The following is a 13,719-nucleotide window of genomic DNA, read 5'->3' as shown; positions in this document are numbered from 1 at the left end:
CCCCTCAAGGATTTTTTTAAATATATATAAATTAATTTCAAAATCAACCTTCAAAACAATTAATGCACATTTGTTAAAAACGTCAGGAAGAAGAGTGCCGCGATCACGTAGAGTGGGGCGGAGACTTCTTTTGCTTTGCCTAGTAAGAGCTTCATGAGCGGGTAGGCGATAAATCCGAATGCAATACCGTCTGCGATCGAGTAAGAGAATGGAATCATTACAATTACTAGAAACGCAGGGAACCCTTCTGATAAGTCTTGGAAGTCGATTTGTTTCACAGATTGAAGCATCAGTACACCAATGATAATCAAGATTGGCGCAATCGCACTGCCAGGAATTATTTTAATGAAGGGAATCGCGAACATGGAAAGCAAAAATAGGCTTCCTGTCGTTATTGCTGTTACCCCGGTTCTTCCGCCAGCGGCAATACCTGCTGCCGTTTCCACTGTTGAAACGGTAGGGCTGGTACCGAAAAATCCACTTGTTAATATGGAGATTCCGTTTGCCTGGAAGGAACGTTTGAACTTTTCAGGGCGGTTAATCATTCCCAGGTGTCCGTTGATAAGCCCGATGTTCTCAAACAGGAGAACCATCGTTAAAGAGAAGACAGCCACTAAAAACGTGAACTCTCCAATCTTTTCAAATGAAACGGCACCAAATAAGGAAAGATAGCTATCCAACGGTAAAGCACTTCCTCCAACATCAGAGAAGTTTACCACTCCCAAAGCAGCTGCGATAACTGTACCAGCAACAATACTAATTAAAAAGTTGGCTGGGACATTTCGCATAAACAACGTTACGGCTATAATCACAGTCAGAATCGTGGCAATCACAAAAGGGCTAGAAACATCTCCAAGTGATAACAGAGAGTTTTCACCTTTTACGATAAGTCCGCCTTTTTCCAACCCGATGAGGGTCAAAAATAACCCTAATCCAACCGTAATCGCATGCTTTAAAGAGCTAGGAATCGCCTCGAGCAGTACTTGTGCAAGCTTTGTAAACGAAATAATCGTCACAATTACACCAGAAACCACTACGACGCCCAATGCTTCTTGCCAGGTTAATCCCATAGAATGAACCAACGTATAGGTGAACATCGCGTTGATCCCCATACCAGGAACAAGGATGATCGGCGCATTCGCCCAAAATCCCATCAGCCAACAACCTACAACACATGTAAGGATGGTAGCGATAATTCCGGCTTCAATCGGAATACCTGCTTCTGCAAGAATCGTTGCATTAACAGCAATAATGTACACAATGGTAAAGAAAGAGATCATTCCAGCCATCATTTCACGCTTTAAAGTCGTCTCATGACCAGCCAGATCAAATGAATTCTTCATCCATTGAAGCATAAAAAAACACCTTATTCAGTTTCCCTCTCCCACCCGGCCGCACAGGACCCACAAACAAGTATTATATCTCGCAATCATTGATTCGACAATAGAAAATTAAAAAGTATATTTGTAAGAATGTTCAGAAAAAGTACACACTCTTTCTTGGTAAAATGGTGTAAACTGGTAGTAACGAATGAGAAAAGGGTGAGTGCGATGGACTTTTTTCGACTAACAGATGAAAAAATCAAAAAAGCTTATGAAGATGGTGAGTTCGAAAACCTGCCGGGATACGGAAAACGTTTGGAACTTGAGGACTTATCCAATGTACCTCCAGAGATGCGAATGGCATATAAAATGATGAAAAACGCGGGGATGATGGAAGAACAACAGGTCAGAACAGAGATTGAGTACTTAGAGGACCTTATTGAAGGGGCGCACAGTGATGTGGAAGAAGCAAGATTGAATCAAAGGTTGACCGAAAAACAGCTTCGGCTGCAGCAACTCATCCAAAAGAAGAAAAAAGATGCCAATTCAGCAGTTTTCAAAGACTATCAGAATCAGATTATGAAAAGGTTCGATTAAACTTATACCAGAACCGAGTCACCTCTAAAATTAGGTGTACTCGGTTTTATTTTACATAGAAGTTACACGAACATTACACTTTCAATTCTCATCAAATTCTCATCCCGCAAGCACCAATATTTAGGTAGTATAAAAGAGAGATTTAAAATCAAGCAATTCGTCTAAAATAAATCTAGAACCCACACGCAAGGTGGAGGTGCAACCATGTGCAGAGTATTAATAATAGAAGACGAAAAGAATCTTGCTCGCTTTATTGAGCTAGAGTTACAATATGAAGGTTTTAACGTTGCCACATCCTATGATGGGCGAGAGGGGCTTGATCTTGCCTTAAAAGAAGATTGGGATATTATTTTGCTAGATCTGATGCTCCCTGGACTTAGCGGGATGGAGGTTTGCCGAAGAATACGTGCGGCCAAAGAAACTCCTATCATTATGTTGACTGCAAGGGACAGTGTAATGGATAAGGTATCAGGACTTGATAGCGGCGCAGATGATTATATGTCCAAACCCTTTGCCATTGAGGAATTATTGGCAAGGATTCGTGCACTTTTTCGCCGCATGGAAGGGAAGAAGGAAGAGGCACACAATATCTTGTCTTTTAGGGAACTGAAAGTAGACTTAGATGCAAGAACTGTCACGAGGATGGAAGAACAGATTGAACTGACAAAGAGAGAATTTGACCTTCTTGTCGTGTTTATGACCAATATTAACAGAGTACTGACAAGAGAGCTTTTACTAGATAAAGTATGGGAGCTTGGGTCCTATGCCGAAACCAATGTTGTGGATGTTTATGTCCGTTATTTGCGCAATAAGATTGATAAACCAAGTGAAGAAAGTTACATCCAAACAGTGCGAGGGACAGGTTACGTGATGAGAAAATGAATCAACTCCAAAGGTATTTAAAACAACTGCCGATCAGGTGGAAAATAACCATATGGTCTTCCTTGGTGTTATTCGTTCTTTTCGTAGCATATAACTCTGTTCAATATTATGTGATGAGGACATGGATGATTGAACAAGAAGAACGCAATATACAGGAAAAAATGAATGAAATTCAAGCATATTTCTCGGAGCAACCTTTCTTTGTAGGTAGGACGGAAATAGTAAACAGCAGCGGTTTTATTGAGAAAGTAAATGAAACCAATGAACTTATCCGTGTCATCGATAAAGATGGAGCTCTGCTGGTTGCAGTCGCAACCAACCTCCCTCGAGAATTACTTATCACTCCAGTAGAAAGCAAAAACCTGGAGCATGTGAAGGTGAATGGAAAACATTATCTCATTCATCGAAAACCTGTGATTACCAATGGGTTTATTGGGTACATAGAAATTATTAGAGACTTAAAGAATTATGAACGACTTCGAGGGTTGATTTTCCTTGTTACCTGGTCTGCCGGTGCCGGAGCGATTCTTTTGAGTGGAGTCGGTGGTATGCTTATTGCCAAACAGCTCCTTGCTCCGATTCAAGCGCTCACAGATACGATGAAGCGGATTAAGATGCGCGGCTTTAAAGAACGGGTGCCGCAAGATAAAAATCAAAAGGATGAAATAGCAGATCTGTCGAATGTTTTTAATGAAATGATGGATGATGTGGAGATCTCTTTCCAAAAACAAAAACAATTTGTGGAGGATGCCTCGCATGAACTGAGAACCCCAATCTCCATTTTAGAGGGACATCTTAAACTGCTCAACCGATGGGGGAAAAATGACCCTGAGGTGCTGGAAGAATCATTGAAAGCATCGCAACAGGAAGTAGAAAGACTCAAAATGCTCGTTTATGAACTGTTGGAACTTACCCGTCTGGAATCCGACCGATTGGAATTAGCTGAGGACTTCATTGAGCCGGTCCATGTTGTGGAAGAGGTTGTGAAGAAATTCACTTTGCTCTATCCATCTCTGACATTCAAATATGAAAACAGCTTAAAAAGTGAAATGAAAGTAGCGATTGCAGAAAGGCACTTGGAACAGGTGCTTATCATCTTACTTGATAATGCGGTGAAATATTCGAACGGATCTACTACAGTTGAGCTTGTTACAGAGCAAATCCAAGATCACTTTGCTTTATCTATTAAAGATTACGGCATTGGTATCCCAAAAGATGATCTAGAAAAAGTCTTTGATCGTTTTTATAGAGTGGATAAAGCACGGAGCAGAGAAAAAGGGGGGCAAGGTCTCGGTCTGTCTATCGCCAAGAGAATGGTGACTAATTATAAAGGCACCATTTCAGCGAACAGTGAGGAAGGCGAATGGACGATTATTACGGTTAAATTAAATGGTGTATTAGAAAAAGAAACGCCACAAGAGTAACACAACAAAAATTTCTCATCATATTCTCATTTTTCTTTAAGATTACTTTCATTCTTATAGGGTTTAATAGAAGTAGATAAAAAATAATGAGGTGAACCAAGTATGGGTTATTATGACGATCATGTAACTCAAAAGAGAACAAGAAAAGAAAAGAGCTTCGGAAAAGTAGTGTTTGCAGCTGTGACTGGAGGAGTTGTAGGAGCGCTTGGAATAGTGGCTATGTTACCTGTTCTTTTAGATTGGGGATTTTACATGGATAACAATGAACCCGGTGCTTCGGAAACAGCTCCAATGAGTGTAGAAACCAACTCGGTTGTTCAAACAGACCAGGTGGAATATGAAAAAATACAAACAAATATAACAAATGCGGTAGAAAACGTTTCTGAAGCTGTAGTTGGGGTAGTTAATATACAAAGAGGCGGAAATTCCCTATTCGACCCACGTGGAGCACAAGGAGATCAGGAGGCAGGAACCGGCTCAGGTGTTGTTTACAAGAAGGAGAACGGTAAAGCCTATATTGTAACTAACGCACATGTTATTGACGGGGCTTCAAAAGTGGAAGTAAGCCTTGTTGATGGAACAAGGGTAGAAGCTGAAGTTGTAGGCAGTGATGCTCTAACAGATCTAGCCGTATTAACGGTGGACGATGCAAACATCAAGCAAGTTGCAAAGTTCGGTGACTCTGATGCAATTACGCTTGGTGAACCGGTCATTGCTATTGGAAATCCATTAGGACTTGAATTTTTTGGATCAGTTACGCAAGGAATCATAAGTGGAAAAGAGCGGATTATTCCCGTTGATATAGATCAAAATGGCCAACCTGACTGGGAAGCAGATGTTATTCAAACGGATGCAGCCATTAACCCAGGTAACAGTGGTGGAGCACTTGTAAATCTTCGTGGTGAAGTTATAGGCATCAACTCCATGAAAATAGCTCAATCAAGAGTGGAAGGTATAGGATTTGCTATACCAATCCGTGCTGTTCAACCAATCATTGAGGACCTTGAAAAACATAAAGAAGTACAAAGACCGTTTATGGGAGTAGGCTTGGCTTCACTTTCAGATGTCCCTCTTGAAGCACAAAGGTCTACTTTAAATCTTCCTGAAGAAGTGAAAAGTGGAATTGTCGTGACAGGAGTAGAACCAACTTCCCCTGCGGATAAGGCTGGTCTTAAACAATACGATGTTATCGTAAAACTAGATGACCAAGAAATAAAAGACGCACTTGGTTTAAGAAAATTCCTTTATAGCCAAAAGAATATCGGCGATACAATGAAAGTTACCTATTATCGTGATGGTAAATTGGAAGAAACAGAAATGAAACTAGTGAAGCAAATGTTCTAGAAGGATATAAAAATATGCTTGTGTGAAAGTCCAATAATCTAATGAATAGAGGGATGAAAACATGCAAAAGACTGTTGAAAAAGCGAAAAAAGGAATCGACGTCAGGAAAATTGTTGATAAGTATAAAGCTAAAGGAATTAAGGTAGAAGTTGTAAAGCCAAGGTTAGATCTAATTAAAGGCTTAAGCCCACAATAACTATATATACTCCCCCCTTAAATATATATAGGCGACCTGTTATCAAGTTTGGTAACTGGTCGCCTTTTGTGTTTATTGCCATATATTTTAGACAAACTAAAAAACCGGACATAAGTCACGGTTTTCAAAGGGGAAGTTCTATTTATTTCGTAATTAATTCTTGAACCATGTATTTTTGATAGATATGAATGATTTCTTCGTCATCCATTCCTAGAACATCTTCACGCAGGTGGCCTTTGTTAGTCAATGTTTGTTCTACACTTTCACGTTCCATGTCCGTTAAAAAGTATCTCTTTGAAACTATCATCTTCAAGCACCTCGTTTGTTTTTTAGTATTTAATGATAGTATTCCCAGTTTAGTAGAATAATATACATTAAATCTAAAAAAAACGAAAAAAATTCTGATATTACTCAAACTCCGCTGTTGATTTCCGCAAATGGCTTCGCTTTCCTAGGGGCGCTGCTGGAGCCTCCTCGGCAAGCTTGCGGGGTCTCCACCTAGCGCTATCTCCCTCAGGAGTCTTCGCCTTTTGCTCCAATCAACAGCTACAAATCATTATAAACCGCAGGAGTCTCGCGTCTTTCACTTCAACAAACAAGGGGAAATTGTTAATACATTGCATTTACTGATTTTCCAATAAGTCCAGCACTATTGCTTTTCTATATATTCGAATAGGAAGGATTGTCCGTTTCGGTAGAATCTTGGATCGTAGATGCCGAGTCTTTCTTGGTCATCGACAATGACGACGAAGGGAGACCATTCGTATAAGGTTTTTGCTTCTGGCACTTCAGTAAATAGAGTGGCTAAATTGGCTTCTTCTGCTGATTTTAAGGTGTATTGCAATTTAGGGCTAGTGAATAGTGCGTCGTCAAAGATTTCCACTGTATGTTCATTCTTACCTATCACAGAAAAATGCCAGGGGAGGAAACTTGCAGACAGTGCGACTTGCTCGTATTTATCTTCATATTGCTTGTATAACAAATATCCCTGGCTCGTTTGTATGGCAACATGGGCAATAATCAATATCCATACCAATCGATAAAGTTGATGTCTTTCTTTATTCCATAGTTTTCTCGCGAAAAAAGCAATGGCAATAATTGTCCAGATCACAAAATCCACGATTGGGATTGTCCCAAAGGTTACTCTTATGGAAGAGAAGGGTTCTAGATAGCCAGTTCCCCATGCATTGAATAAGTCTGCTGTGTTATGTATGAATACAGCAATTAGCGGCACCCAGAGAAAGCGCCAATCTTTTCTTTTTAAAAACCAGATACTGAGTAAAAAGAAAAGTAATGCCCAAATTGGAACCATAAACAGTGAGTGAGTAATACCTCTGTGCCACATTTGATACATGCCTTCTGTGTCCCAAAGACTTGAAATGACATCACTGTCAGGAATTTGGCTTGCGCCGACAGCTGTGACAAACATTGCTATTTTAGTCTTTTTGTCATCTTGGCGCTTATCCACTGCGCCGTATATGGTCATGCCAAAAAGTGTGTGGGTAATGGTATCCACGGTAAGCCACCTCATTGTATGTCTATTTCTTTTTTCATTTTACCTTATAAAGTGCAAATAAAAAAAGAAACAACCTTCTTGAGGCTGCTTCATTTTGCGTTTATGGATTCATTTTCTTCTGTCGGTTCTGGAGGCAGAGGATCGATTTCTATGGCGTCTTTTTTGTTAAGTCCTTGTGAGACATTGTAGAGAAAGATGCCCATTAATAAAAATAATAATAAGACAAATCCTATGGTTGCTGCGTAAAGAAAAAACATGCTTATCCCCCCTCTGTACACTTATATGCACAGGGAGGTGGGGCTAGTACTAAGTTTCATTATAGGTTGAATGTTGAAATTGTGAGATTTTTTTAGCTGTTGATTGGAGCAAAAGGCGTAGACTCCTGCGGGGAAGTAGCGGCAATGTTGAGACCCCGCAACGAAGTGAGGAGGCTCAAGGTCGCCCCGCGGAAAGCGAAGCCATTTGCGGAAATCAACAGCGGTGTTTAACATAGTATTAAACATAAAAAACACCTACCGAAGTAAGTGCTTTGTAAATCCTATTATTGTTTACGCAGGTTGCCGAGTTCTTCTGCGATTGCTTGCATTTCGTTGGGGCTGAATGATGGTTTTCTCATGACAAGTTCATAAATATCTTTTAATTCTTCATACATTTCTTCATCAAAGTGTGAAGGCTTGATGGCACCAAGATTTAAAACTTTTAATTTCCCTTTAATGGCTTCGATCATATATTCTACATTTTCAGTTGATTTTTCTGTTAAGTTCATCGGAACCGTCCTTTCGTACAGAAGCTTTTCTTTATTTTATCATGAATGGAGAAAAAACAGTATCTTCTTCTGGAAACTGGGGTATTAAACCATTACAAGATTCGTGAAAGTTTCGAAATATGTTTATAATAAGGGTAAGTATGACGGAAGATGTAATAAAGACAAATTAAATGGACAGGAGAGAGGTTACTATGGGGAACAGAAATAAATTAGTGGATGGTGTGCTTATTGGGGCGCTTATTGGAGGGGCCATATCTTTATTAGATAAAAATACAAGAACCACGGTTATACATAATGGCAGGTGTGTTGGTGGAAAATTAAAGTATGCGATACAGCATCCACAGGAAATTGCTGATTCAGTACGGCTTCAAATTGAATCTGTAAGAACAACTGTGGAAGATGTATCTAAGGATATTGATTACCTTCGTTCTAAAGTGAATGAGTTAAAAGAAACGACGCCGCAGATGCTTGAGATTGTATCAGAAACAAAAGAAGTGATTGCCAAGCATTTGGATTCTTCAGAGCGCAAGAATAAATACTTGTCGTAAGGTGGACTTGCTCACAATAGAATAGAGTAAATGAGTCGTGCTGGAGGAGAGTGAATGGGAATTTTACGTTTTGGAAAACAGCTGTTTCATCGCCTGGATCGGAATGAAGCATTGGGAATGTCAGCAGAGTTAGCGTACTTTTTCTTATTATCTCTTTTTCCGTTTTTGATTTTTTTGCTTACGTTGATCGCCTATGTTCCGATTACACAGGAAGATGTGTTAGGAGTAATCCACCAATATGCTCCAGGAGATACAATGCTTCTTATTGAATCAAATGTATCGCGGATACTGAATGAACAACGTGGGGATCTATTGTCATTTGGTATCATTGCGACCATTTGGTTTGCTTCCAATGGAATCAATGCGATTGTTCGGGCATTTAATCGAGCTTTTGATGTAAATGAGAACAGACATTTTTTTATTGTAAGGGGCACGGCAATCTTGTTGACCCTTGCGATGGTTTTTGTCATTATTGTGGCGCTATTATTACCTGTTTTTGGTAGGGAGATCGGGTTGTTCATTTTTTCTTCCTACGGTCTTTCTGAAGAATTCCTCACCATTTGGAATACCATCAGGTGGGGAGTGAGCTTTGTCATTTTGTTTTTTGTTTTTACCTGTTTGTATTTGGCTGCACCAAATATCAGGTTGCATTTAAAAGATGTACTTGCAGGTTCTTTTTTTGCAACGGTTGGCTGGATGACCGTGTCGGTGTTGTTTTCCTATTATGTGAGCAACTTTGGGAACTATACAGCAATGTATGGGAGTCTTGGAGGGATCATTGTTTTGTTGGTGTGGTTTTACCTCTCCGGCCTAATGATAATTATTGGTGGAGAAATCAATGCAATCTTGTTGCAATGGAAGAAAAGCTTTGTTCGATAAAAATTTCCAGAAAACTTTTTTAGGCAAAAGGGAAATCTATTGTTGAAAGACACTCTAACTAAATCGGAGGGAACTTTCATGACAAAGCATACGAAAAAAGACGGCGGTACAAAACAAAACTCCAAGCATAAACCGAAGAACAAAACTTCAGGTAGTGCAAACGGGCAAAATGGCTACCACTAGATAGCAAAAAGCAGCGAGGTTATGTGCCCGCTGCTTTTTACATTGTAGTATCTATCGCAATAGTCTTAACCCATTTAATATAACAAGTATGGTGCTTCCTTCATGGCCGATGACTCCGAATGGGAGATCAATGAACTGAAGGAAATTGAAGCTGATCAGAAGCATGATAACGGTAATGGAAAAAATGACATTTTGTTTGATGATTTTGTTCATCCGTTTTGAAAGTTTAATGGCCTCGGCAATTTTAACTAGGTCATTTTTCATCAGAACCACATCAGCGGTTTCTAATGCTACATCTGTTCCTTCTCCCATGGCAATGCCCACGTTTGCTGTTGCGAGTGCGGGAGCATCGTTGATCCCATCACCAACCATACCGACAATGTTATATTCCTCTTTTAAATTTTTCACCGTTTCTACTTTTGTCTCCGGCAAGCATTCTGCGACATACTTTCCAATAGCGGCCTGTTTTGCAATGGCCGCAGCAGTGCGCTCGCTATCACCAGTAATCATAATGGTTTGAACGTGAAGAGCTTGCAGTTGCTTAATGGCTTCCACGGTTTCTTTGCGGATAACATCTTTTAAAGCAAGGATGCCGACAATTCCAGCGTCATCACTTACGTAAACCACCGTTTTGCCTTCATTGGTAAAGGTTTCTGCAACTCCATTTCCAAATAATTTGGCAGCATCTGTACCAACAAAATCGGCCTTTCCAACAAGATATTCTTTTTCGTGTAGGTTGCCCTTCACTCCCCAGCCAGCCTTGTCGTCCAAATGATCCGGACGCTGCAGTGGTTTAGGGCTGTTCTTTTTGGCGTAAGCGGTGATAGCTTGTGCCAGGGGATGGTTAGAATAACTTTCAATAGAGCCGACGATATATAAGAATTCTTCTTGTGTGATGTTTTCACGTACGACCACATCTGTCACTTCAGGCTTTCCTTTAGTTAGCGTGCCTGTTTTATCAAATGCGATGGCTTGCAGGTGGCTTAAGTTTTCAAGGTGCACGCCTCCTTTAAACAAAATTCCTTTACGTGCCCCGTTGGAGATGGCCGATAATGTTGCGGGCATAATGGAAGCAACAAGTGCACAAGGAGAAGCAACTACAAGTAAAATCATCGCCCTGTAAAATGTTTCGTTCCAACTCCATCCCAACAGGAAATGAGGGAGGACCATCATGACTGCAACAACGCCAAGGACTATTTTTACATACGGCCCTTCAAATCGTTCTAAAAATTGTTGAGAAGGGGACTTTTCACTTTGTGCATTTTGGACAAGATTAATAATTTTTTGGAACAAGGTTTCTGTAGATAGTTTTGTGACCTCAACCACTATGGAGCCATTAACGTTCATGGTTCCCGCATAGACACCATCGCCTTGTTTTTTCTCAAGAGGGATGGATTCACCAGTGATGGCAGCTTCATCTATCGCGGATTCCCCTCTGACAATGTTTCCATCGGTGGGTATACGCTCCCCAGGCTTTACAAGTACGTGATCCCCAATGGCAAGTTCGGAAATATGTACCCTTTCTTCCTTGTCACCGGTAATTCTTAATGCCTCCTCAGGCTGAATATCCATGAGGGAGGAAATTTCTTTTTGACTTCGGTTCATCGTGTAAGTTTCCAAAGCGCCACTTAATGCAAAAATAAAAAATAAGAATTGCGCCTTCCATCCAGTACCCAATGATGGCCGCACCAATGGCCGCAATGATCATCAGCATTTCCACATTCAGCTCTTTTTCTTCTATAGTATCCTGAATGCCTTCTTTCGCTTTAAAATATCCACCGATTAAAAAAGCAAGAATAAAGATAGGAACCGCAGCTGTCTGAACATCAAACTTTAAAAGGAGCCATCCTGTAAAAATAAGAATTCCTGAGATAATAGCAAAAATAAGTTCAATATGAGTGGTGAACCTGTTAAAAAGTGAATCTTTCTGTGGATTTTCTGTCATTTCTTTCATGCAATCGACCTCCTAATTGAGAAAAATAATCAACATCATTAGCCTTATTAAATGACGAAAGCTGCCATCTATGGTGATAGCAGCAATACTTTATAAGGGGTATTACTTAATGAGAGTAGTTATCAATAAATTATATTAATTATTATCTAGTTATTATTATAGATTATTAACATGAAGATATCCAGTATTTTTTCTTTTCCAAGACTATACAGTATGTAACCTGTGATTCTTCTGTGTATAATGTAGCTTGGAGAGAAGGTGAATGGCCGTGAAGGCTGAAAAATTTTTCACAAGCAAGCTTGGGATCATTGCAGCGGCGATGTTTGCAACATTTTTATGGGGCAGTGCATTTCCTGCAATTAAACTAAGTTATACAGCTTTAAATATAGGAGCGAATGAATACGACAAGCAACTTTTATTTGCAGGTTATCGATTCTTCCTCGCTGGTGTCATGATCTTTTTATTTTTTACCCTATTCAAGCAATCGCTAAAACTGAGAAGAGCGACAATCGTTCCATTGGCACAGTTAGGGTTTGTCCAGACTTTCTTGCAATATTTATTGTTTTACTTTGGATTAAGTTATTCAACTGGCATGCAAGGAGCGGTTATTGCAGGTACAGCTTCGTTTTTTCAAATCCTGTTTGCTCATTTTTTATATGCCGACGATTCCTTGTCTGTACGAAAATGGCTTGGAATTGCCCTTGGCTTTGGGGGAGTGTTGATTGTTAATTTGCCAAAAGCAGGAGCGGACTTTCAGTTTGGTATAGGAGAGTTATTGTTATTGCTTGCTATGATGGCCTCAGCTTATGGAAACATCATGGCAAAGGAACGGGCGGCATCCATGGATGTATCCTATTTGACGGCTTATCAAATGTTGTTCGGATCAGTAGGATTAATTGTCGTTGGTGGAGCGAGTGCAGGGTTTCTTCCTTTTGAGTTTAATGGTTATACGCTGTTACTTGTGGTGTATCTTGCATTTTTATCAGCAGCAGGCTTTATATTGTGGAACAATGTCATGAAATATAACAAGGTTGGGAAAGTATCGATGTACCTGTTCCTTGTACCGGTATTTGGTGTGTTACTATCTGGTCTGTTTTTAAATGAGGTTATGCACTATACGATTTTGATTGGGTTAATGCTTGTGGTTGTAGGCATTATTGTTGTGAATGGACAAAAGTCAGCCGATAAAGCACCAAAAGAAAAACTGCAATCTTCCGCTTGATATGGGAGGATTGCAGTTTTTTCATTTGTTTAAAGGCTCTGATGAATCATCATTTGCTCGTAAACATTATTGTATAAATGCTCGATGTCGGCGTCCGTCATAAAAGCTAACGACTCACGATCCGCCTTCTTCATCACTTCAATAAAATTAATCATGTTTTTACGTTCTTGTCTGCTCATATTTCTTTCTCCTCCTTTGTATTAGTACAGTGTATGTTAGATTGATATTATTATATAACAGAATATTTAGAAATGGAACAACTTTTTGAAATTTTTTTAAAAAAAGGGTCAGACCCCTTTATGTCGCGGTAATGAGGTGGTGTGACAAAGGAAAAGTTAGTGTGGAAGAAATGTATTCCAGAAGCTGGTAGTATGGTAGGATTAAATATTATATAGGGTCTTTTTTAAGTCAGGAGGATAATTTATGGTGAATGTTATAACAGAAATAATAATTAACTGTCCAAAAATACATGTCGCGGATTATGCGGCAAATCCGGATCATGCCCCGGTTTGGTATGATAATATCAATTCATCCGATTGGATAACACCCAAACCTTTGCAGTTAGGTTCGCAAATTGCGTTCAGAGCAAGATTTCTTGGTAAAGATCTCGCATACATATATGAAATTGTTGAATTTATACCAGGAGAAAAATTAACGATGAAAACTGCCCAAGGCCCATTCCCAATGGAAACGACTTATACATGGGCTGCTATAGATTCCAACACAACAAAGATGACACTACAAAATAAAGGAGAACCAAAAGGTTTTTCCAAACTATTTTCACCAGTCATGGCAACCATGATGAAAAAGGCAAACGAGAAAGATTTGAAGAAGATAAAGGAGATTCTAGAAAAATAATAGGTACATAAATGAAAAACAGGCAAAC

General features: G+C 39.6%; 15 protein-coding genes and 1 pseudogene. 9 read left to right on the top strand and 7 right to left on the bottom strand.

The window, feature by feature from the left end:
• Positions 1-59: 59 nt before the first annotated feature.
• Positions 60-1,355, bottom strand: a complete 1,296-nt coding sequence (locus tag M313_RS0101200) for an NCS2 family permease (protein ID WP_010191672.1) — start codon at positions 1,353-1,355, stop codon at positions 60-62.
• Positions 1,356-1,550: 195 nt separating this feature from the next.
• On the opposite strand from M313_RS0101200, the gene M313_RS0101195 reads away from it, so the two are divergent.
• The 5 genes from M313_RS0101195 (at position 1,551) to M313_RS26560 (ending at position 5,765) form a co-directional block, all read left to right on the top strand.
• On the top strand, positions 1,551-1,919 hold the full coding sequence (locus M313_RS0101195; RefSeq protein ID WP_010191671.1) for a DnaJ family domain-containing protein: 369 nt from the start codon (positions 1,551-1,553) through the stop codon (positions 1,917-1,919).
• Positions 1,920-2,123: 204 nt separating this feature from the next.
• Positions 2,124-2,801 carry a response regulator transcription factor gene (locus M313_RS0101190; protein WP_010191670.1) on the top strand — a complete coding sequence of 226 codons (678 nt, stop codon included), beginning with the start codon at positions 2,124-2,126 and terminating at the stop codon, positions 2,799-2,801.
• A complete protein-coding gene (locus M313_RS22340) occupies positions 2,798-4,225 on the top strand; it encodes a HAMP domain-containing sensor histidine kinase (RefSeq protein ID WP_083800843.1) in 1,428 nt (475 codons plus the stop codon). The genes M313_RS0101190 and M313_RS22340 overlap by 4 nt, the downstream gene beginning before the upstream one ends.
• A gap of 102 nt (positions 4,226-4,327) precedes the next feature.
• Positions 4,328-5,569, top strand: coding sequence for a S1C family serine protease (locus M313_RS0101180; protein WP_010191667.1), 1,242 nt, complete (start codon positions 4,328-4,330; stop codon positions 5,567-5,569).
• Positions 5,570-5,630: 61 nt separating this feature from the next.
• Positions 5,631-5,765 carry a hypothetical protein gene (locus M313_RS26560; RefSeq protein WP_010191666.1) on the top strand — a complete coding sequence of 45 codons (135 nt, stop codon included), beginning with the start codon at positions 5,631-5,633 and terminating at the stop codon, positions 5,763-5,765.
• Between the two features lie 142 nt (positions 5,766-5,907).
• On the opposite strand, the gene M313_RS25665 is transcribed toward M313_RS26560, so the two are convergent.
• From M313_RS25665 to M313_RS0101155, 4 genes are all read right to left on the bottom strand, one after another.
• Positions 5,908-6,072, bottom strand: a complete 165-nt coding sequence (locus M313_RS25665; protein ID WP_010191665.1) for a hypothetical protein — start codon at positions 6,070-6,072, stop codon at positions 5,908-5,910.
• 342 nt (positions 6,073-6,414) lie between these two features.
• Positions 6,415-7,281, bottom strand: coding sequence for a metal-dependent hydrolase (locus M313_RS0101165; RefSeq protein WP_010191664.1), 867 nt, complete (start codon positions 7,279-7,281; stop codon positions 6,415-6,417).
• 89 nt (positions 7,282-7,370) lie between these two features.
• The gene (locus tag M313_RS25660) at positions 7,371-7,538 is read right to left on the bottom strand and encodes a hypothetical protein (protein ID WP_010191663.1); all 168 of its coding nucleotides are present in this window, start codon (positions 7,536-7,538) and stop codon (positions 7,371-7,373) included.
• A 284-nt stretch (positions 7,539-7,822) separates the two neighbouring features.
• On the bottom strand, positions 7,823-8,047 hold the full coding sequence (locus M313_RS0101155; protein ID WP_010191662.1) for a DUF1128 domain-containing protein: 225 nt from the start codon (positions 8,045-8,047) through the stop codon (positions 7,823-7,825).
• A gap of 191 nt (positions 8,048-8,238) precedes the next feature.
• Here M313_RS0101155 and M313_RS0101150 point away from each other — a divergent pair, with 191 nt between their 5' ends.
• Positions 8,239-8,595: a YtxH domain-containing protein gene (locus M313_RS0101150; protein WP_010191661.1), complete on the top strand. Its 357-nt coding sequence runs from the start codon at positions 8,239-8,241 to the stop codon at positions 8,593-8,595.
• A 54-nt stretch (positions 8,596-8,649) separates the two neighbouring features.
• Entirely contained in the window at positions 8,650-9,474 is an 825-nt protein-coding gene (locus tag M313_RS0101145; RefSeq protein WP_010191660.1) for a YihY/virulence factor BrkB family protein, read from the top strand.
• 234 nt (positions 9,475-9,708) lie between these two features.
• Here M313_RS0101145 and M313_RS22335 read toward each other — a convergent pair.
• Positions 9,709-11,611, bottom strand: a pseudogene (locus M313_RS22335) (heavy metal translocating P-type ATPase).
• Positions 11,612-11,873: 262 nt separating this feature from the next.
• Between M313_RS22335 and M313_RS0101130 the strand changes: the two are divergent.
• On the top strand, positions 11,874-12,833 hold the full coding sequence (locus M313_RS0101130; protein ID WP_010191653.1) for a DMT family transporter: 960 nt from the start codon (positions 11,874-11,876) through the stop codon (positions 12,831-12,833).
• Positions 12,834-12,862: 29 nt separating this feature from the next.
• Here the strand turns inward: M313_RS0101130 and M313_RS22330 are convergent, their stop codons facing one another.
• Positions 12,863-13,012 (bottom strand): BH0509 family protein, encoded by a 150-nt coding sequence (locus M313_RS22330; RefSeq protein WP_010191652.1) that lies wholly within the window; start codon positions 13,010-13,012, stop codon positions 12,863-12,865.
• Positions 13,013-13,256: 244 nt separating this feature from the next.
• Between M313_RS22330 and M313_RS0101120 the strand changes: the two genes are divergently transcribed.
• The gene (locus M313_RS0101120; protein WP_010191651.1) at positions 13,257-13,691 is read left to right on the top strand and encodes an SRPBCC family protein; all 435 of its coding nucleotides are present in this window, start codon (positions 13,257-13,259) and stop codon (positions 13,689-13,691) included.
• Positions 13,692-13,719: the final 28 nt, after the last annotated feature.

It is taken from the genome of Bacillus sp. m3-13 (assembly GCF_000175075.1).
GTDB lineage: Bacteria > Bacillota > Bacilli > Bacillales > Bacillaceae_I > Sutcliffiella_A > Sutcliffiella_A horikoshii_C.
The sequence above is the reverse complement of the archived record's forward strand: the minus strand, read 5'-3'. Positions and strand labels throughout refer to the sequence as shown.